Source organism: Pseudarthrobacter naphthalenicus, assembly GCF_029076445.1.
GTDB lineage: Bacteria > Actinomycetota > Actinomycetes > Actinomycetales > Micrococcaceae > Arthrobacter > Arthrobacter naphthalenicus.
In genome coordinates this window covers 350,854-371,550 of the sequence record NZ_JARESG010000001.1, presented here as the reverse complement: position 1 = coordinate 371,550, position 20,697 = coordinate 350,854, and the positions used below count along the sequence as shown (strand labels likewise).

Here is a 20,697-nt window from a genome sequence, read left to right as displayed (position 1 = left end):
TAAGAGCGTGCGTGCGGTTGACGTCCGGCACCGGTCAAGCGTGTGGCAACGTCCGTCATATCTGCCACGAGTGGCGGTAAAGCTTAGTTCCTGGCCTCAGTCTAGTTGCTGGCGCAGGAGGGCAAACCGGCCGTGTCCTGGGATGATGCCGCGCGTTCGACGGCGGATCGCGCCTGGTCAAGGTTCTCCACCTTGACCACCTGCAGGCCCTCCGGCACATTGCCCGCAACTTCGTCGCAGTTATCGGCCGGGGCGAGGAACAGTGTGGCCCCGCCGGCGCGCGCGCCGAGCATCTTCTGGCGTATCCCGCCGATGGGGCCCACAGTGCCGTCGGGACTGATGGTGCCCGTACCGGCGATGTGCTTGCCCCCGGTCAGGTCGCCGGGCGTGACGGTGTCCACGATGCCCAGCGCGAACATCAGCCCGGCACTCGGGCCGCCCACCTTGTCCAGGGAGATCTTGACGTCGAACGGGAACGTAAACACGTACTTCAGCATGATGCCGAGGATGTAACGGCCGGACCCGTTGTCCTTGGGTGTAATGGTCTGGGCCAAGGACTCCCCCGCCCGCTGCACCACGAGGGTCACGGGCGCTCCCCTGCCGGCGGCCAGTTCCTCCTGCACCACAGTGAGCGAGGTGATGGGCTTCCCGTTGATGGTCTCGAAAATGTCACCGTCCTGGACCTTGCCGGCCGACGGCGACCCGTTGGAGAGGCCCGCGGCCTGGAGCTGTTGGCCAAAAGGAATGTTGAGCTCCCGCAGAGCCGAGGCAACAGCGTTCTCCTGGGAGGTGGTCATGGCCACGGAACTCTGCTCTTCCGCCTGCTCCTTGGTGGTGCCCGTGGGATAGATCAGCTCCTGCGGGTACACGGACTTTGACCTGTCCAGCCATGCGCCGAAGACTCCCACAATGCTGACCGGGCCTGTGGGGCCGCCCTCGACGTAAACCGTGGTCAGGTCCAGGTTGCCTTTCGCGGGGTAGGTCTCGTGGCCCGTGACACTTATGACAGGGGTATCGCCGGACCTGTCGAGCGTATTGAACGTGGGGCCGGCCCGTTCCACTACATACGGCACCGGAATGGTGGCCGCCGCTATTCCCAGACCCACAGCCAGGACTCCCGAGAGCATCATGACGGAGACCCGCCTGTCCCCCGTCCGCCGATTCGGTGGGCCGTAGTTCCCGGCAGCGGCGACGCCGGCGGCAGGGCCCTCAGGCGGCCCGGCATGCACGGTTGCAGCGTCGTCGACCTCGGAAGAGTGGTCCTTGTGCGGGTGTTCGCCACGGGTTGCAGTCACTGAACCAACACTACGCGGTGGGGCCTTCAGCAGGCTCTTTGCCTAGAGCGAACGGCCGTCCTCCCGGGCAGACAGCCGTCCCGGCCCGGGGTACCGTGAAGTGAACGCTCAAACTCACGATCGGCGGGACCATGACCTCCAACCCACTCAATCCGTCCGACGGCGATGATACGCCGAAGGATCCATTGACCGAGATGCTGCAGAACCTGATGGGCGGCAAGGGTATGGAGAACTTCGACCCCGCCGAACTGGCGAAAGCCGCAGGCCTGCCGGATGACCCCAACCTGCTGGCGCAGATGTTCTCCCAGGTCCAGGCCATGATGAGTGCCCCCTCCGAGGGTCCCGTCAACTGGCAGCTCGCCCACGAGAATGCGCGCCGCGTCGCGGCCAGCAGTGCCGACCCGTCCGTCACGTCCCAGCAGAGCCGGGAAGTGGACGAAGCGCTGCGGTTGGCCGAACTCTGGCTCGATCCGGTGACCGACCTCCCGGCCACCGGCCTGATCGGCCGGGCCTGGTCCCGTGCCGAGTGGGTGGAAGCCACCCTTGGAACGTGGAAGCGGCTGACCGAGCCCGTGGCCAACAGCATCGCCAATGCCCTGTCCAGCGCCATGACCGAGCAGATGCCCGAAGAGATGAAGTCCATGATGGGCGGGGCATCCTCCATGCTGCAGAACATGGGCGGCGCCATCTTTGGCATGCAGCTCGGGCAGGCCATCGGCGCGCTCTCCGCCGATGTGGTCAGTTCAACTGACATCGGGGTGCCCCTGGCCGACCTGGAAATGGCGCTGTTGCCGTCCAACGTGGCGTCCTTCGGGGAAGGGCTGGGCCTGCCGGAGACCGACATCCGCCTGTTCCTCGCCGTCCGCGAGGCCGCCCACGCACGCCTGTTCGTGCAGGTCCCCTGGCTTCGTGGCCATCTGCTGGGTGCCATCGAGGCGTACGCCCGCGGCATCCACATCGACACCTCCCGCATCGAAGAACTGGCCCGGGACCTGGACCCCAGCAACCCCGAAGGCATCCAGGAAGCGCTGTCCCAGGGCGTCTTCATGCCGCAGCGGACACCTGCCCAGGAGCAGGCACTCGAAAAACTGGAAACGGCGCTCGCGCTCGTTGAAGGCTGGGTGGACGAGCTCACGGCTTCGGCCACGGAGAAGATGCTGCCCTCCGCGGCCGCCCTCCGTGAGACGGTCCGGCGGCGCCGCGCCACCGGCGGCCCCGCCGAGCATGCCTTTGCCTCCCTTGTGGGTCTGGAGCTCCGTCCGCGCCGCCTGCGGGACGCTGCCACCTTGTGGGCGGTCCTCAAGGAGGAGCGCGGCATTGCCGGGCGGGACGCCATCTGGCAGCACCCCGATCTGCTGCCCACGGCCGAGGACCTCGATGACCCCCAGGGCTTCAGCGGGCGCCGCAAGCTGGCCGAGGCCAGCGACAGCGAAGTGGACGACGCCCTGCAGAAGCTCCTCAGCGGCGGCTTCGACGACGCCGCCCCGGAGGACTCCGATGATTCCGCAGCTGAATCCGGGCATGACGACTCCGGCACGGGCGACGCCAGCAGGGAAGACGGCACGGATGCCGACGACGGCGATTCGGAGCAGCCGAAAGGCTAGGCGCAGTGCTTAGTCGGCGTCGCCTTGGCTGTGCCCGGTGACGCCGACGGGTTCTTCGTCGCCGGCAGGTTCTTCGTCGTCGACGTGGTACGCGCCGTCGGCGGGGAGGCCACGGGAGGTGGCGTAGGAGACGCCTTCCAGGAATGCCTTGGCGCGCATGGTGTCCGGATAGGCTTCCAGCAGTTTCCAGAAGGCGGCATTATGCCCGGCCACGAGCAAGTGTGCGAGCTCGTGCAGCAGCACGTAGTCGATGACCCACTGCGGCATGGGCCGGAGTTTGTCGGAGAGCCGGATGGTTCCTTCCGACGGCGTCGCCGAGCCCCAACGGGAGTTCTGGTTGCTGACCCAGCGGACCGAGGTCGGGACTGCCCTGCCGCCGAAGTACTTTGATGACAGGTGCGCGGCGTGGGCTGCCAACGCAGCGTCCGTGGCTGGCTGTTTCCGTCCTTTGTCTGCTCGCCGCTCCCCTTGCCGGTGCAGTTTCTCCAGCATCCGGTGGACCCATTCGGACTCCTGGGCAGCCGTGAACCTGGCCGGAATGGCCACCACCGCCGTCCCGTTTTCCCAGAAGGCAGCCACGGTCCGGGTGCGCCGGGCCGATCTCCGCACCTCCACGGGAGCCCCGCCGGTTGTCCTCAGACCTGATGGGCTGCTGCGCTTACCGGGTGTCACAGGATGCTGCTTTCAACGAGCACCCGCAGCACGTCCTCGCCATAGCGTTCCAGTTTCGCCGGGCCCACGCCGGCCAGCGCGGCAAGTTCCTCAAGCGTGGACGGCTTCGCCTCGGCGATCGCCGTCAGCGTGGCATCGGTAAAGACCACAAAAGCCGGGACCTCGGCGGCCAGGGCAATCTCCTTCCGCCACTGCCGCAGGGCGTCAAAGGTCTGTTCTTCGTAACTGGGCGGGCAGTCATTGCATCGGCCCACTTTGCGTTCAGCGCCGCTGGCCAGCATGCTCCCGCAGACCCTGCAGGTGGCAGGGGTGGCAGCTTTGCGGCGCGGGGCGGGCCCTTTGCCGCGGGTGCTGGAGCTGGCCACCGAATTGGGCCGGAGCCCGTCAAGGAAGCGTGAAGGCTTCCGGTTGGCCCGGCCACCGGGCGTCCGTGCGGTGGACCAGGACAGCGCGAGGTGTTCGCGTGCCCGGGTGATTCCCACATAAAGCAGGCGCCGCTCCTCGTCGACGGCCTCGGGAGTGTCGGCAAAGGAGATGGGCATGAGGCCCTCGCTGAGGCCCACAAGGAAAACAGCATCCCATTCCAGGCCTTTCGCGGCGTGCAGCGAGGCAAGCGTGACGCCCTGGACCGTGGGGGCATGCTGTGCCAGGGACCGCTCCTGGAGTTCATTGACGAAGTCCGCCAGCCCAAAGTTCCCGCCCCGGACCTGGACCAGTTCGTCGGCGAGTGCCACCAGCGCTGCCAGGGATTCCCAGCGTTCACGAAGTGCCCCGCCGTTGTGGGGTGGAGCTTCGGTATAGCCAAGGGAGGCGACGATGTCCCGGACCAGCTGGCCCAGCGGCTCCGGTGTTGCCGTCTCGGCCACCGCCCGGGTGGCTGCCCGCAGCTGGAGGATGGCATCCCGCACTTCCTTGCGGGCGAAGAACCGCTCGCCGCCGCGGAGCTGATAACCGATTCCGGCCGCCGCCAGGGCCTGTTCGTAGGCTTCGGACTGCCCGTTCGTGCGGAAAAGTATGGCTATCTGGCTGGCTGGCGTGCCGGCGTCGAGCAGTTCCCGGATCTTGGCCGCTGCCGTGGCGGCTTCGGCTTCATCATCCGAGCATTCGGTGAACTGCGGCACCGGACCCGAGGGGCGCTGCGCCACCAGTTGGAGCGGGGTTGCCCAGGCCGAGTCGGCAACAGGGCCGCCGCTGCGCCGCGCTGCCAGGAGGTCGTTGGCCAGTTTGACCACCTGGGGCGTGGAACGGTAATCGCGGATGAGCTTGACCACGCTGGCATCAGGGTACTGGGCCTTGAAACCCAGCAGGTGCCTGGGGGAAGCGCCGGTGAACGAGTAGATGGTCTGGCTTGCATCGCCCACGACGCAAAGCTCATCCCGGCCGCCAAGCCACAGTTCCAGGAGTCGCTGCTGCAGCGGCGAAACGTCCTGATACTCATCCACCACAAAATGCCGGTACTGCTCCCGGACTGTGGCGGCAACCTTCTGGTCCTCCTGCAGGATGCCGACCGTAATCAGCAGCACGTCCTCAAAATCGATGACATTGCGGTCCGTCTTGACGTCCTCGTAGGACTGGAAAACCCGGGCCACGGCGGTCAGGTCAAACCCGCCGGGCGTTCCCCGGTCCTGCGCGTTCTCCAGGTAGTTGGCCGGGGTCAGCATGGAAACCTTGGCCCACTCGATTTCCGATGCGAGGTCACGGATGGAAGCGCGGTCCGTACTGAGCCTGAGGCGGCGGGACGCCTCAGCGATCATCTGCGCTTTGTGGTCCAGCAGGTTGGGCAAGGTGCCTCCCACTGCCTGCGGCCAGAAGAACTGCAGCTGCCGTAGTGCGGCTGCGTGGAACGTGCGGGCCTGCACGTTGCCCACGCCGAGGTCCCGCAGCCGGCTGCGCATTTCAGCCGCAGCCCGGGCCGTGAAGGTGACGGCGAGGAGCCGCTGCGGACTGTAGACGCCGGAGTGGACCCCATAAGCAATCCGGTGCGTGATGGCCCGGGTCTTCCCGGTGCCGGCGCCGGCCAGGACACACAGCGGCCCGTTGAGGGTGCTGGCGACTTCCCGCTGCTCAGCATCGAGTCCGCCCAGGATGCGCTCCTCGAGGGACTGTACGCTGTCAAAATTCTCTGTGGTCACTTCTGCTGTTCTTGGTTGGTATTGCCGTTAGTGGGACTGCGGCCGGGGTTGCCGGGCAAGCTGCGACGCCTGCCTGGGCAGGTGCCGGAGTTCCGTGGTCACGTGTCAGTGCGGTCCATGATCCGGCCGCCATACCAATGCTCAATCAGGGAGCGCGCAATGGACAACCGGCTGGAGATGGTGATCTCGCCGGCGAGTACGGCGGCCTGCAGTTCCTCCCGGCTGAACCAGCGCGCCCGGGTGACCTCCACGCCGTCGGGCGTTGCCACGGAGTCCTCCGTGACCGCGGAGAACCCCAGCATCAGGGAGGCCGGGAACGGCCAGGACTGCGAGCCCAGGTACTGGGACCTGGTGATCCTGACGCCCACCTCCTCGTGGATTTCCCGGATCACGGCCTGCTCCAGGGATTCACCGGGCTCCACGAATCCGGCCAGCGTGGAGTAGTTTTTGGCGTCCAGCGGTCCGCCTCCGCCCAGCAGGAGCCGGCCGTCCGGTCCCACCACCGTCACGATGATGGCGGGGTCCGTCCGGGGGTAGTGCTCTGAATTGTCCTGGGGACAGCGCCGGACCCAGCCCCCGGCCTCCACCACGGTGAGGACACCGCAGCGGGGGCAGTGGGTGTGGGTGGCGTGCCAGTTTGCGATGGCGCTGGCCTCCACAAACAGCGCGGTGTCGGTCGGGTTCAGGACGGCGGCGATGTCGCGGAATCCTGCCCACTCGGCGTCAGACGGGATGCCGCCTTCACCTGGAGCGATAGCGTCCGGCAGTATGAGCAGAACGATGTCGGTGCCCGCAGGAAGATCCGAGCCCGGCAGGGCTGCACCCAGGAAGATGACCTGTTCGGGAACGGTATCCAGCTTCCGCAGCTGGGCCAGGAGTCCGTGCGCCGCGGGCATCAGGAGCTCGTTGGTGCGGATGAGGGCCTGCCGGCCAGCCAAAACCACTGCCAGCGTTTCGTCTCTGGCCAGCAGGTCTTCCACCATGCCTGGCCGCGCACGTGCCACGGAGCCGCGGTCCACCATGGCCGGGCGAACCGGCAGTACCGTGTCGGATAGATGGTTGGCCGGCAGCTGGACTGCCTGCGCCGGGTAGGCCGGTAAAGCGGACTCCGCATAACTCATGTGTCCACCGTACTGACTCAGACCGACAATTTACATTTGGCGGGAGGAATCGGCGGGACATGTGGCAAGGACCTCAGGATGTGGCAAAAGAGCCGACATTTGCACGGTATCTGGAGACTCGCCGCCACACATCATTGAGTTGGAGGCCAGCCAATCTACCGTGGAACGGTGAGAAGAAAACCGATCGAACTGGCAGCCGTTGCAACCGCGGCAGTCCCTGGACTGACCCCCACCGCCGTCCGCTCCGCCGCGGACGATCCCGCCGATTTCGACTCCGCCCTGCTCCTTGACTCCGAAGGCAAACGCTGGCGGGTCAGGTCACCGCAGCATGCAGAGGCCAGCGCAAGGCTCGAAACGGAATTTCTTGTGCTGCGGGCGTTCACACCGGCCATCCGGGCAGAGCTGCCCTTCCTGATGCCTACTGTTGCCGGCAGTGTCCGCCTCGGCAGCCTGAGCACGTTTGTGTACTCCCACCTGGGTGGCAGCACCCGCAGCGTGGAGGAACTGACGGCCGGCCCCGAAGCGTTGGCCCGGGAAATCGGAACGGCCTTGGCCGCAATCCACGACCTTCCACATTCCCTCGTCAGCAACGCGGATCTTCCCAGTTACACCCCCAACGAGTTCCGCCAGCGCCGGCTCAACGAACTTGACCAGGCGGCGACCACCGGCAAGATTCCGGCGTCGCTCCTGCGCCGCTGGGAACATGCCCTGGAAGATGTCTCCCTGTGGCGGTTCAACCCCAGCGTTGTTCACGGTGACCTCCATGAGGACAACCTGCTGGTGGAGGGCAGCCGCGTTACAGCGGTAACGGGCTGGACCGATCTGCGGATCGGCGATCCCGCCGATGACTTCGCGTGGCTGGTTGCCTCGAACGAGCAGGACTTCGTGGACGCTGTGCTGTCCAGTTACACGGCAAGCCGACGGGACGCCCCGGACCAGCACCTGCTGCGGCGCGCCGCCCTGTCGGCGGAGTTCGCCCTGGCGCAGTACCTCGTCAAGGGCATAGCGGCCGGTGATTCAGGCATGGTTGCCGAAGCTGAGGGGATGCTGGAGACTCTGGCCGCCGATGTGGAGGAGTACGGGGGCCAATCGATCAGCGTTGAGCCGCTGCCCGGCCGGTCCCCCGCCGAAGCGGGTGTTCCCCCCGGTGCGGGTGTTGCCGGTGCGGGCGTTCCCGCCGGTGACGTCCCTTCCGGAACGACGGCCGACGGCGTCCGGTCACCTGCGGCGACCGGTTCGGCGTCCCCCGCCGTTACCGTCGCCCCGGTCCCACCTGTCAGCAGTGTTCCGGTCCCGGCAGCCACCGTCACTCCCGTTCCGGCAGTGACGGTCATCCCGGTTCCCCGGGGCGAGGCCTTGGCAGCCTCTGTTGGCGAAGCATCCGCGGTCCACGTTCCCGTGCCCGTGTCACCGGCAGGCAGCGAACCCGCCGGTGACGCAGCTGCCGGTGACACGGTTGCCGGTGATACAGCCGTCAGCGATGCGGCGGAAGCCGAGGCAGAGGGCAGCGGGACGCGCTCCACCAATGCACCGGCTCCCCAGACCGCCGAAGACACCTCCACCGCGGCAATCAGTGTGGTGGACGTCAGGAAGCACTAGCTCCCAGCGCCGCTGTCACAATCTGCTCGAGCTCCTCGGCCGAACCCAGATCGTGCGGCCGTACCACCTGGTTATCGGCCACGTAGAAGAAGGCGGCGCGGACTTCATCCACGGGAACCCCTTTCAGTCGTGCCCAGGCGAGCCGGTAGGCGGCGAGCTGGACAGACTTGGCACGGAGCTGTGACGCGGAAGGCCGGCGGCCGGTCTTCCAGTCCACCAGGTCCCAGCGGCCGTCGGGATCCAGGAAGACGGCGTCAATGCGTCCGCGGACCACCACCTCGCCTACCCGGGTTTCCACCGGGACTTCAACAAACGCGGGCGACCTGTCGCTCCATTCCGAGGCCTTGAACGTGGCGACCATGGCGTCCAGGTCGTAGGCCGCATCTATGTGGTCATCCGAACCCGGGGCCTCGCCGAGGTCCAACATCCCGGCGGTGCCGAAGTACTCCTCCACCCAGGCGTGGAAGGCGGTGCCTTTTCGCGCCGACATGCCCGGCTCGCGGGGAACAGGGCGCCGGAGCCGGCCGACTACTCCCTGCGGGTCCTCGCCCAGGTCCACCAAGGTGGAGGCGGAGATGTGGCCGGGCAGGTGCACGTCCTGTCCGCCCGCCCGCCTGGACCGGCGTTCCAGGAGCAGCGCGGCTTCCCTGGCCCAGTCTGCAGCATTGCCCCGGAGCCTCGCGGCCGGTTCCACGGCAATAGCCGCCGCGCCGGCGGTGGAGGCATCCAGGTCATTCGGTGCATCCAGCGCCGCCCGGACGCGTGCGGCCGCACGGTCCATGGCCAGCCGCCGGCCGGGAACCACTCGGCGGCGTTCACCCGTACGGGGATCCACAGGCCCTTCGAGCGGGTCATACGGCCACGTAGCCAGCTCAGTTTCGGCAGTGAGCGGGCTTTTCTCCGGCAAGGACTCTTCCGCCACCGACAACGGATGCACCACGGCACCGGCAGTTGGTGGTTTCTCCCCGACGCCCGCGAGTTGCTCGAGCTCAGCGAGGAAGGGCGACATCTCGGCGCGGCCCGCCCGGGAGCCGACCCAGGCAGCGCTGGACACCCAGAGCACGTGCTTGGCCCTGGTGTAGGCGACGTACGCCAGCCGCCGCTCCTCGCCTTCGACGTGGAACTGGACGTCCGATTTGAAATCCTTTTCGGCATCCAGCCAGCCTTTTTGGTCAGGCTGATCGGTGTCCCATTGCGGCAGATCCGACCGGTCACCCCGCAACGGCCATGGCAGGGCGGCCGCGCCGGTGCTCCATCGGGAATCCTTGTTGCTCGGGAAGGCGCCGGCGTTCAGGCCAGGGACGAAAACAACGTCCCATTCCAGGCCTTTTGAAGCGTGGACGGTCAAAAGCTGCACGGCCTCGCGGTTGATCTCCGGCGGCGGCGCGTCGAGGCCGTTTTCTTCGGCCGAGGCAGCCTCCAGCCATGCGAGGAAGGCAAGGATGTCCACCCGGTGGGAAGTGCGCAGGAACCCCGCAGCCGCGTCCTGGAACGCGTCCAGGTTCCGCCGCGCCTGATGGATGCTGATGCCCGGCCGGGCCGCTACTTCGATATCGAGCAGCATGGCGCGTTCCACCTCGCCGAGCAGGGTGGTCAGGTCATCGCCGAGGTAGCCCCGCAGCTGCCTGAGCTCAGCCGAGAGCCGGCCGAGCCGTTCGCGCGCTTCGGAGGTCAGCGCCCGGCCCTGGGCGGAAACCCAGTCCTCCCGCGGCAGCCAGTCCAGCGCCTCGACCAGGCTGGCGCCGTCTGTCAGGTCGCTTTCAATCACGGCGTCGGCCAGAGCTTCCTCGGCGTTGACAGCCGCCCCGCCGGCATCCAGAGAAGCTGCCCCGGCGCGGTGTGCGCGGCGGCGTGCGAGTTGACTGGACCAGTCACGGAAGGCCATCAGGTCCGCCGGGCCGATCCGCCACCGCGCGCCGGCGAGGAGCCGCATCAGGGAGTCCGACCGCCCCGGATCCGCCAACACCCGCAGGGTGGCCACGAGATCGACGATTTCGGGAGTGTCCAGTAGTCCGCCGAGACCGACAATTTCGTACGGGATTCCCCGCGACTCGAACTCCCTGCGGATGGTCTCCATTTGGGCCCGGCGGCGGCAGAGTACAGCCAGGGCAGGCGGCACCGGTGTGCCGTCAGCTTCATGCTCGAAATCCGTGACCCGGTATCTCTGGACGTCACCGGCCAGCGCCGACGCCTCCCCGACGTCAGTGCCGAAGCGTCCGAGCACCACCTGCCCTTCAACCGCAAACGGGCTGGGCTGCAGCGGAGGCACTGCCGCCGCCACGGGGGTGGCGCCGGTCGGAGCCGTGTGTAGCCCAGCCCTGCCCAAGGCCTCGGACATGATATTCGCGGCGGAGAGTATCGTACGGCCATTGCGCCAGGCGGTGGTGAGGTACGAGGTTGGGGCCGGCTGGTAGACGGCGTGGCCAGCGTCGGTTTTCCCGTCCGCATCGCAGTCCTGGTCACGTTCCATGCGGACGGGAAATTCGCGGACAAAATGGAAAAGCTGGCCGGCAGAAGCTCCACGGAAGCCGTAGATGGACTGGTTCGGATCCCCCACCGCGGTAACGGCGTGCCCTTCCCCGAAAAGCCGGGAAAACAGCACCAGCTGGGCGTAGGAGGTGTCCTGGAACTCGTCCAGGAGCACCACTTTATATCGCTGGCGTTCCAGTTCCGCAGCCAGCGGGACCTCCCTGGACACCCGGGCGGCGAGCGCCACGAGGTCTCCGAAGTCCAGCGCTCCCCGCGCCCGCTTGGCCGCCGTGTAACGGCCCACCATGTCGGCGACACTTGCCCGTGTCCGGAGCATGCCGGCGAGGTCGGTCGCGGCCTGCGACGCGTTCTTCGCGGCACCGGCGACATAAGGCAGCGCCTCGAATTCCCCCAGGCGTGCCATCAGCCAGGCCTCGACGTCGGCCGGGTCCTGCAGGTGTTCGGCGCACTCACCTGCCAGTTGGATCACTGCCTTGACCAACGTGGACTTGGCCGCCCTGAAGTGGTGATAGTCGCCGTCGAACGCTTCCACCACCTCACTGGCCAGCTGCCAGGCCTGGGCGCCGCCGAGCAGCACAACGTCGCGTTCCACCCCGAGCCGCAGCCCGTAATCCGAGACGATCCCGCTCGCGAAGGAATGGTATGTGGACACCTTCGGCTCAAGGGCGTCGCTGCTGAGCAGGCCCTCCGGGAACACTGCATGCGCAGTGTCCTGGGCCGCAATCCGCTGCAGGGACGCCAGCTTGGCGCGGATGCGGGTGGCCAGTTCACCGGCCGCCTTCCTGGTGAACGTGACACCGAGGACTTCCTCGGGCCTGACCCAGCCGTTGGCGACGAGCCAGACTACGCGGTCGGCCATGGTGGCGGTTTTGCCGGATCCGGCACCTGCGATCACCAGCCGGGGGGCCAACGGGGACGAGATAATGGCGGACTGCTCAGGCGTGGGGGTGTTCTTTTCACCCAGCAGCGCGGACAGCTGTTCCGGGCTGAAGAGGGGCTCGGGAGGCCGGTGCCGGTTCATTCAGTGACCTGCTTGCCTCGGACACAGAGCGGGCATACCTCAGGAAGCCGGCAGCCGTGGCCGCCGTGGCTGCCCTTGGCCGGATCATGCCGGGCTTCGAAGCTGTTGCCCGACATCAGCACCGCCGCCTCGTTGACCATGTCCAGCGCCCAGTTGTCCTGCGGATCCAGCGGTTCCTGCTGCTGGATTCCAGGGCTCTTGGTGCTGGTGCCCAACTGTGCCAGCACGGCACCGCCGGGCGCTTCCGCCGCCGGGCGGCCAGCGTCCAGACCGGACGCGTCCGCGAAACCGCCGGCCAGAACTGCCGCCTGGTAGGCCCCCAGTTGCGGGTGGCGTGACAACTCTGTCTTGCCGGGTTGCCGTTTGCCCGTCTTGAGGTCCACCACCACCAGCCTTCCCTCGTTATCGATCTCCAGCCGGTCAACCTGTCCGCGGAGGATGGCAGTTCGCGGCTCCCCGCCGTCCGCCTGCAGCGGCGGCAGATCAGGCAGACGTACCTCGAAGTCCTGCTCAACACCCAGCAGGCTACGGCCCTCGCTTCGCATCACCAGGACGTACTGGGCGAGCTTGCGCACCATGGTTTCGGCCCGTTGGAAGTCGAGTTTGCCCTCCCAATTGTCCTTCATGCCCAGCGTGGGCCACCGGTGCACGAGTTCGGCCACGTACTGGCCACCCGACGCCTCAGGCATGTCCTGGGCGATGGCATGGACCAGTGTTCCCAGGCTGCGGGCAAAATCCGTGGCTGCTTCGCCTCCGGCGGCCTGCACAAACCAGTCGAGCGGGGACTTCTGCACTGATTCGACCTTCGACGGCGAGACATAGACGGTCCCGCCGGGTGGGACCACCGGCTCCGCCGTGCTGAGGGGCAGCAACCCCCACCAGCTGTCCGGGTGGGCGCCTGGCACGGGTGGTTCCGCGGTTGCCAGTTCGGCGAGGACCCTCGCAGCCTCGGCGGCCTCCGGCTCAAACCTGCCGTCCAGCTGCGCATACTGCCGCAGCTCGGCCACAAGGGCGCGCAGCGTCATGGGCCGCTCCACCTGGGTGAATCCCCTGCCCTCGCGGCCAGGTTCGAGGGGTGCCACGTAGTCGAGGAAGGACGAGGGCTGGTCATCCTCCGAGGAGACGGCCGTGCAGATCAGCAGCTGCTCCGCCCGCGAAACCGCCGTCGAAAAGCTGCGCAGTTCGTCGTAGCGGATTTCCCGCAGCCTGCTGAGCGGATCCAGCTGCAGGGCATAGCTGACCCCGTGCTCCACGGCGTCAGCGAACAGGCTGCTGCCCAGCAGCTCGCCGCGAAGCCTGGTGTTGGGCCATACGCCCTCCTGCAGTCCGGCCACAATGACCACGGGCCACTGGCGGCCTGCGGCACTGGCCGGGGTCATCAGCTCGACGGCGTCGTCCACCTGGGCACGGGCCGCCAGTGTGTCCATGGGCAGTTCCTGGTTGAGCAGATATTCGAGGAACTGCTCAGGGCCCGCGCCAGGCATTTGGTCCACATAGCGCTCCGCAGTATGGAAGAGCGCCATCATGGCGTCGAGATCGCGATCGGCCCGCGCACCGTGGGATCCGCCGGACAAGGCGGATCCCGTCCACTGGTTGGCCAGCCCGGTGGAGTGCCAGAGCGCCCAGAGAACTGACTCGGCGTTGGCACCGGGTTGGGACGCAGCATGCTGCCCCGCTTGGATCATGCGGGCGGTCCGGCGCGCTGACCGGCCCTCCATTCCAAGGGTCAGCAGCGCTCCGGGTTCCAGGAGTGCCTCGACCAGCAGGGCATCACTGGTCCGTCCCCCGCCGCCTTGCAGTTCCTCGCGCCGGAGGGATTGCCTGAGGCGCCGCAGTTCAATCGAGGTAGCGCCCCCGATCCGGGATGTCAGCAGCGCGACGGCCGCCTCCGGGGTCAGCAGGGAGGGGTCAAGGGCAATGGCATAAGCGTCCAGCAAGGGGCGCACAGCCACTTCGTCGCGGACCGCAGACTCGGCCACCGGCACGCGGACCGGGATCCCTTGCCCCGAAAGGTAGCGCTGCAGTTCGCTGAGTTGGCCGCCGTTTCGGACAATCACCGCGATCTCGGCGAGGTCCCGGCCGTGGTTGACGTGCTGGTCCAGGATGCGCTGGGCCACGTAGCGCAACTCATGCACCGGGGAAGGGATCAAGTGCGCTTCTACTGCTCCCGGGGGAGTCGGGAGGGTGCCGACGACGGCGGTTCCGGTGTCCGCAGATCCTGCCGCGGGTGCGGGCTGCTCGAGCCGGCGGGCCAGCTGCCCACCTGCGCGTTGCGAGATCCGGGCGGCCACGCCGAGCCAGGCCTGGGCGATTGCGGGAGTGTGCCGGTGGGTGTGCCAAAGCGGCCGTTCCAGGACGCCCGACTCCCCTGCCAGCAACTGCGGAAGGTCGGCGACCAGATCCGGCCTGGCACCGCGGAAGCCCTGCACCACGGTGTCCGGTGAGAACGCTACGAAGCAGTCCTTGCCGCCGGCAATATCAGCGAGCAGTTCGTAAACAGCGGGGTTTGCTTCCTGCACGTCATCCACCAGGATCAGTTGCAGCCGTTCGCGCTCGGCGGCCAGGAACCCGGGCTCGTCCTGGAAGATCTGCCGGGCCGTGGTGATGATGCCGGCGGGGTCGAAGGCTTCGGGCATCCGCAGGTCAAGGACGTCCCGGTATTCCGAGTACAGCGCTGCTGCGGCAAGCCAGTCCGGCCTGCCGCATTGACGGCCCAGGTCGGCAAGGTCCGCTGCGGTACGGCCGGATTCGATGATTCGGTCGAAGAGCAGGCGCACTTCGTGCCGGAAGCCCCGCGTTTCCAATGCCGTTTCCAGGTCCGCAGGCCAGGACAGCTCCAGGCCGGGCAGCCGGTGGCCTTCCAGCAGCTCCTTGATGATGAGGTCCTGTTCCGGACCCGAGAGCAGGCGCGGCGCACGCGGGAGCGGAAGGATTCCCTCGGCCTTCGCCCGGCGCATCAGGTCGAAAGCATAGGAGGACCAGGTGCGGGCCGGCGTGGTGCTCAGGCTCCTGTCCAGCCGTGCGGTAAACCGGTCCCGGAGTGAGTCGGCCGCCAGGCGGCCCGGTGCCAGGATCAGGATTCGTTCCGGATCCACGCCGTCCTGCACTGCACGGCGGACGGCAGCTTCGATCAGGACCGTGGACTTTCCGGTGCCGGGTGCGCCGGGCACCAGCACCGGTCCTGAACCGTGAGGCACCTCCACAGCTTCGCGCTGATCCACGGACAGGACCGGAAGCTCGGCATGGGCCTGCCGCGGCGGGAGAAGCCTGAGGCCTGTGCCGCCGGGGTGTTCCGGCGGTGAAGCCGGGCTGGCCGCACCGCCGGAGTGCTCGGCCGGATCAAGATCGGGAATTGTTAGGGTCACACAGACATTCCATCATCAGCCACTGACAATCTATGCAGCCGCCGCTCCAGGTGCTCCGCAATCGCATCAATCCGGTCGAACTCGTCCTCCCGCGGCGCCCAGCGTGCAGCCGTCAAGTCAACCCGCCAGCGGCCCTCGCCGGTGCGAAGATAGTCATCGGGGCGGCCCAGGAGCGGCGTCCCCTCGAGCAGGTAGTGGCGGAGAGCTTCAGCTTCGTGGCCAGCCGGACCATGCCCGCTGGACTTAAGGATCCGCCACCACGGGACGGAGCTGCCGTAGTGGCTCATAACGCGGCCAACCTGGCGGGGCCCCCCGGATCCCAGCAATTCCGCCACATCCCCGTACGCGAGTGCGGTCCCGGGCGGCACAAGCTCAACCAAGGCCAGCACCGCCTCGACGTACTCAATCCGCATGGATCCAGACTAGCTGCAGTGGCGCTGACCGATCCTGTCAGTGCCGGCCGGTAGCGTTGAAGCATGACCACCTGGAACACACTTCCCCGCGCCGCCTTCGACCTTGAAACCACTGGACGGAATTCGCGTGCCGCGCGCATTGTCACAGCTTCCGTGACTGTGGTGGACCATCAGGGGGACGTAATCAAGGAACACGAATGGCTTGCGGATCCGGGGGTTGAGATTCCCGCTGAAGCGAGCGAGGTCCATGGTGTTACCACCGAGCGGGCCCGCAGTGAGGGGCGCGCTGCCCACGAAGTCACAGCCGAGCTGGCCACCGTTTTGCAGGAACTGTTCGACGCCGGAATCCCGGTCATAGCCTTCAATGCCAGCTACGACTTTACGGTCCTGGCAGCGGAATCGGCCCGCTATGGCGTCCGCCAGCTCACCCGGTTTCCCGTTCTGGACCCCTACATCATGAATAAGCAGGTTGACCGTTACCGCAAGGGCAAACGCACGCTGACGGCTCTGTGCGAGGAGTACGGCATCAACCTGGACAACGCCCACACTTCGGCAGCGGACGCCCTTGCCACGCTCAGGATGCTGGACGCGATGACGGTCAAATTCCCCAAGCTGAAGATGCCGGCCAGCCAGCTGCACGAGCTGCAGAAGGACTGGGCCGTGAGCCAGGCGGCAGATTTTCAGAACTATTTGCGCAAGGCCAAACCCACTGCTGTCATCGAAGGGGAATGGCCTGTGCTTCCTCCGGAAGATGCCAGCCGAGGTGACTTCTAGCGAGAGCTAACTCACGTTCTGACGGAAACGGCAGGGCGGGGACCGCACCCCCCGGGCAATTCGGTCCGTGCGGCCACGTCCGTTCAAGTGAAGGACGGGCACTGTCCTGCGCTGCGTAATATTCGATGAAGCTCTAAGACTCACTCGATTTGTGCGGTGGAACCGGCAGAAAGCCGGGAATGAGATAATTATCTTCTGCGGTATTCCCGTCCCGGCCGATCGGCGTCCTGGGAGCAAGGCTCCCGACGTCCCTGTGCAGCCTCTTCGGCCCGGTTGAACTTATGACTCAGATGAAAGTGACTTCCTCATGAAGACTAAAGCCATGAAGTGGCTGGCCAGCGTTCCGGTAGCGGTGGCCCTGGCCGTCTCCCTGGCCGCCTGCGGGTCCGGCACTGCCCAGCCCAGCGGTACCCCCACGGACGCCCTGGCGGGCAGCGACCAGCAGACGCTGGACAAGTACACCACCGCCGATGTCACCCCGATCGACAAGATCGACAAGACCAAACTCGGCCTCATCACCGACGGCACCCTCCGCGTCGGCACCCTCTCCGACGCGCCGCCGAATATTTTCATTGACCCGTCGGGCAAGTTCACCGGCTACGACAACGAGCTCCTGCGGGCGATCGGCGACAAGCTGGGCCTCAAGGTGGAGTTTGCGTCCACCGATTTCTCCGCGCTCCTGTCCCAGGTCAAGAACAAGCAGTTCGACGTCGGATCCTCCTCCATCTCCACCACGGACAAGCGACGCGAGACCGTTGGCTTCACCAACGGCTACGACTTCGGCTACATGGCCGTGGTGACCAAGAGCGACGCCAAGGTCAAGGGCTTCGCCGACCTGAAGGAAGGCGTCCGCATCGGCGTTGTCCAGGGCACGGTGCAGGACGATTACGTCACCAACACCCTCAAGCTTGAGCCGGTCCGTTTCCCGGATTACAACACCGTGTACGCCAACGTGAAGAGCGGCCAGGTGGACGCCTGGGTCGCGCCCTCGCAGCAGGCCACCGGCCAGGTCAAGGAGGGCGACAACACCAAGATCGCCGAAAAGGTCGTTAACACGCAGAACTTCACCGCCTATGCGGTCAACAAGGACAACCAGCCGCTGATCGATGCCCTTAATGCAGGCCTCGACGCCGTGATCGCTGACGGCACATGGACCAAGCTCACGGCCCAGTGGTACACGGACCGCCCGACGGCTGCCGAGCAGACCCCACAGGGCTGGAAGCCGGGCAGCAAGGCCGTCCAGGTTCCCGCCAAGTAAGCCGGCGCATTCCGTGGATATCTTCAAACTGCTCTCTGATACCTTCCTGGACTGGAAGGCGATCGGCGAAGTCCTGCCCAAGATGTTCGCCGTCGGGCTGCCGAACACGCTCGTTCTGGCTGTCACCTCGGGCGTCATCGGGACGGCACTTGGCATGCTGCTTGCCCTCATGGGGATCTCCCGGAATGCGGCCGCCCGCTGGATTGCGCGCATCTACACCGATGTGCTGCGCGGGTTGCCCCCCATCCTCACCATCCTCGTGATCGGGCTTGGCTTCGGACCGATTTTCCGTCAGATCACCGGATCCAGCAGCCCGTATCCGATGGCCATCGCGGCCTTGTCCCTGATGTCGGCCGCTTACATCGGCGAGATCTTTCGCTCCGGAATCCAGAGTGTCGATAAGGGGCAGCTCGAGGCCACCCGCGCCCTGGGCTTCGGCTACGGGCCGGCCATGCGCCTGGTTGTGGTGCCCCAGGGTGTCCGGCGGGTCCTGCCGGCGCTTGTCAACCAGTTCATTGCCCTGATCAAGGAATCCTCCCTGGTCTTCATGCTCGGCCTCTTGGCGACGGAACGCGAAATCTTCCAGATCGGCAAGGATGCGGCATCCAACAGCGGCAACCTGTCGCCCTACGTGGCAGCTGCCGTTTTCTATCTGGTGCTCACTGTCCCGTTGACACACTTCGTGAACTGGATTGACCGCCGGCTGCGCTCAGGGCGGCCGGAGAAAAAAGAACCGGACGAGGTAGCTGCCGTCGTCGGAAAGGGAGCCCAGGCATGAGCGAGTTCGTTTCCGGAACTTTAACGGCACAGAACATCCATCTGGCTTTCGGGTCAAACCAGGTCCTGCGAGGCATCGACCTGCACGTCGAGAAAGGCACGACGGCTTCGGTCATCGGCCCTTCCGGCTCAGGCAAATCCACGCTCCTGCGCGTTATGAACCGGCTCATCGAGCCCGATCAGGGTGACATCCTGCTGGACGGGCGTTCGGTGCTCAAGGACAACCCGGACGAACTGCGGCGGCGGATCGGCATGGTCTTCCAGCAGTTCAACCTCTTTCCCCACAAGACCGTGGTGGAGAACGTCTCGCTGGCGCTGTGGAAGCTGCGCGGAATGTCCAAGGACAAGGCAAGGGAAGAAGCGCTCGGCCAGCTGGACCTGGTGGGCCTCAAGCACAAGGCGGATGTGCGTCCGGCCAACCTTTCCGGCGGCCAGATGCAGCGTGTCGCCATCGCCCGTGCACTGGCCATGAAGCCCGAAGTGATGTTCTTCGACGAGGCCACTTCGGCGCTGGACCCTGAGCTGGTCAAGGGCGTCCTGGCGCTCATGACCGATCTCGCCAAGGGGGGCATGACCATGGTGGTGGTGACCCACGAGATGGGCTTCTCCCGCAACGTCTCAGATACCGTGACGTTCATGGATGCCGGTGTGGTGGTTGAGTCAGGTCCGCCGGAACAGCTGTTCACGGATCCGCGGACGGACCGCCTGAAGGGCTTTCTCTCGGACGTCCTCTAGCCGGCCCCAACGGCAAATCCCCGCCTCCCGGACAATTCCCCTTCGCATGAAGGGGGGATTCGTTCGGGAGGCGGGGATTTTCGGCTTAACCCCGGAAACAGGGCCCGACGGCGGCGCTAGGCCTGTGCGGCTGCGGCGGCTTTCGCGGCGGCCGGCAGCGCGTCGAAGATCCGGTTCATGGCGGCGTCGTCGTGGGCGGCGGACAGGAACCAGGCCTCGAAGACGGACGGCGGCAGGTAGACCCCGGAGTCCAGCATGGAGTGGAAGAACGGCGCGTAGCGGAAGGTCTCCTGGGCCTGGGCATCCGCGTAGTTGTGGACGCCGTTGGCGGACGTGCCAAACGCCACCGAGAAGAGGTTTCCGGCGAACTGGATGGAGTGGTCCACTCCCTCACTGTCGAGGGCGGAGGACAGGGCCGAGGACAGTTCCAGCGAGCGGACGTCCACAAACGAGTACACGTCATGGGTGGCGTGGGTCAGGGTGGCCACGCCGGCTGCCATGGCAACCGGGTTTCCCGAGAGTGTGCCCGCCTGGTAGACGGGGCCCAGCGGCGCCAGGTAGTCCATCACGTCGGCACGTCCGGCAAGGGCCGCCGCCGGCATTCCACCGCCGATGACCTTGCCGAAGGTGAGCAGGTCCGGGGTCCAGGGTTCGGCAGCGTCCGGAGCGCCGCCGGTCAGGCCCCAGTATCCGGAGTAGCCGGTGCGGAAACCGGTCAGGACCTCGTCCACAATCAGGAGGGCACCGTGTTCGCGGGTGATGCGGGACAGGCCTAGGTTGAAGCCCTCCCCCGGGGTGACAACGCCCATGTTGGCGGGAGCGGCCTCGGTGATGACGGCGGCGATGCTGGGTCCGTGTGCGGCGAACGCAGCTTCTACTGCGGCGAGGTCGTTGTAGGGCAGGACCAGCGTTTCGGCGGCGGTGGCTTCGGTAACGCCGGCCGAGCCCGGCAGGGCCAGGGTGGCCACACCGGAGCCGGCGGCAGCCAGCAGGCCGTCGAGGTGGCCGTGGTAGCAGCCGGCAAACTTAATGATGAGGTTCCGGCCGGTAAAGCCACGGGCCAGCCGGACGGCCGTCATGGTGGCTTCGGTGCCGGTGGAGACCATCCGGACGCGTTCGGCCGCCGGCACGCGTTCCTGGACGAGGGCGGCCAGGTTGGCCTCGTCCGGGGTCGAGGCGCCGAACGATAGACCCCGGTCCACGGCCGCGTGGACAGCTTCAAGGACAGCAGGGTGGGCATGGCCCAGAAGCGCCGGGCCCCAGGAGCAGACCAGGTCCACGTACTCGGTGCCGTCGGCGTCAGTGAGGTACGGCCCCTTGGCAGAGACCATGAACCGCGGTGTCCCGCCCACCGAGCCGAAAGCCCGGACTGGCGAATTGACGCCTCCGGGCATCAGGGTCTGGGCACGGGCAAAGAGGGCATCGGAACGAGTCATATCCC

The 20,697-nt window shown here is 66.6% G+C and carries 14 protein-coding genes; 6 read left to right on the top strand and 8 right to left on the bottom strand.

What is annotated here, in order from left to right:
- Positions 1 to 101: 101 nt before the first annotated feature.
- Positions 102 to 1,295 carry a YlbL family protein gene (locus PY310_RS01755; RefSeq protein WP_419095436.1) on the bottom strand — a complete coding sequence of 398 codons (1,194 nt, stop codon included), beginning with the start codon at positions 1,293 to 1,295 and terminating at the stop codon, positions 102 to 104.
- Between the two features lie 131 nt (positions 1,296 to 1,426).
- On the opposite strand from PY310_RS01755, the gene PY310_RS01750 reads away from it, so the two are divergent.
- Entirely contained in the window at positions 1,427 to 2,899 is a 1,473-nt protein-coding gene (locus tag PY310_RS01750; protein ID WP_275212418.1) for a zinc-dependent metalloprotease, read from the top strand.
- 9 nt (positions 2,900 to 2,908) lie between these two features.
- Here PY310_RS01750 and PY310_RS01745 read toward each other — a convergent pair whose 3' ends face one another.
- From PY310_RS01745 to nudC, 3 genes are all read right to left on the bottom strand, one after another.
- Positions 2,909 to 3,571, bottom strand: coding sequence for a M48 metallopeptidase family protein (locus PY310_RS01745; RefSeq protein ID WP_275212417.1), 663 nt, complete (start codon positions 3,569 to 3,571; stop codon positions 2,909 to 2,911).
- On the bottom strand, positions 3,568 to 5,703 hold the full coding sequence (locus PY310_RS01740) for an ATP-dependent DNA helicase UvrD2 (RefSeq protein ID WP_275212416.1): 2,136 nt from the start codon (positions 5,701 to 5,703) through the stop codon (positions 3,568 to 3,570). The genes PY310_RS01745 and PY310_RS01740 overlap by 4 nt, the downstream gene beginning before the upstream one ends.
- A 98-nt stretch (positions 5,704 to 5,801) precedes the next feature.
- Positions 5,802 to 6,824 carry an NAD(+) diphosphatase gene (gene nudC / locus PY310_RS01735; RefSeq protein ID WP_275212415.1) on the bottom strand — a complete coding sequence of 341 codons (1,023 nt, stop codon included), beginning with the start codon at positions 6,822 to 6,824 and terminating at the stop codon, positions 5,802 to 5,804.
- 168 nt (positions 6,825 to 6,992) lie between these two features.
- Here nudC and PY310_RS01730 point away from each other — a divergent pair, with 168 nt between their 5' ends.
- Positions 6,993 to 8,423, top strand: a complete 1,431-nt coding sequence (locus PY310_RS01730; protein ID WP_275212414.1) for a macrolide 2'-phosphotransferase — start codon at positions 6,993 to 6,995, stop codon at positions 8,421 to 8,423.
- On the opposite strand, the gene PY310_RS01725 is transcribed toward PY310_RS01730, so the two are convergent.
- The 3 genes from PY310_RS01725 to PY310_RS01715 form a co-directional block, all read right to left on the bottom strand.
- Positions 8,410 to 11,934 (bottom strand): ATP-dependent helicase, encoded by a 3,525-nt coding sequence (locus tag PY310_RS01725; RefSeq protein WP_275212413.1) that lies wholly within the window; start codon positions 11,932 to 11,934, stop codon positions 8,410 to 8,412. The genes PY310_RS01730 and PY310_RS01725 overlap by 14 nt on opposite strands.
- On the bottom strand, positions 11,931 to 15,161 hold the full coding sequence (locus PY310_RS01720) for an ATP-dependent helicase (protein WP_419095438.1): 3,231 nt from the start codon (positions 15,159 to 15,161) through the stop codon (positions 11,931 to 11,933). The genes PY310_RS01725 and PY310_RS01720 overlap by 4 nt, the downstream gene beginning before the upstream one ends.
- Before the next feature lie 134 nt (positions 15,162 to 15,295).
- A complete protein-coding gene (locus tag PY310_RS01715) occupies positions 15,296 to 15,712 on the bottom strand; it encodes an MGMT family protein (protein ID WP_275212412.1) in 417 nt (138 codons plus the stop codon).
- A 63-nt stretch (positions 15,713 to 15,775) separates the two neighbouring features.
- On the opposite strand from PY310_RS01715, the gene PY310_RS01710 reads away from it, so the two are divergent.
- From PY310_RS01710 to PY310_RS01695, 4 genes are all read left to right on the top strand, one after another.
- Positions 15,776 to 16,486, top strand: a complete 711-nt coding sequence (locus tag PY310_RS01710; protein ID WP_275212411.1) for a 3'-5' exonuclease — start codon at positions 15,776 to 15,778, stop codon at positions 16,484 to 16,486.
- Positions 16,487 to 16,793: 307 nt separating this feature from the next.
- Positions 16,794 to 17,744 carry an ABC transporter substrate-binding protein gene (locus tag PY310_RS01705; RefSeq protein WP_275212410.1) on the top strand — a complete coding sequence of 317 codons (951 nt, stop codon included), beginning with the start codon at positions 16,794 to 16,796 and terminating at the stop codon, positions 17,742 to 17,744.
- A 13-nt stretch (positions 17,745 to 17,757) separates the two neighbouring features.
- Entirely contained in the window at positions 17,758 to 18,522 is a 765-nt protein-coding gene (locus tag PY310_RS01700) for an amino acid ABC transporter permease (RefSeq protein ID WP_275212409.1), read from the top strand.
- Entirely contained in the window at positions 18,519 to 19,256 is a 738-nt protein-coding gene (locus PY310_RS01695; protein WP_275212408.1) for an amino acid ABC transporter ATP-binding protein, read from the top strand. The genes PY310_RS01700 and PY310_RS01695 overlap by 4 nt, the downstream gene beginning before the upstream one ends.
- A gap of 116 nt (positions 19,257 to 19,372) precedes the next feature.
- Here the strand turns inward: PY310_RS01695 and hemL are convergent, their stop codons facing one another.
- Complete coding sequence (gene hemL, locus PY310_RS01690; protein WP_275212407.1) at positions 19,373 to 20,692, bottom strand: glutamate-1-semialdehyde 2,1-aminomutase; 1,320 nt, start codon at positions 20,690 to 20,692, stop codon at positions 19,373 to 19,375.
- Positions 20,693 to 20,697: the final 5 nt, after the last annotated feature.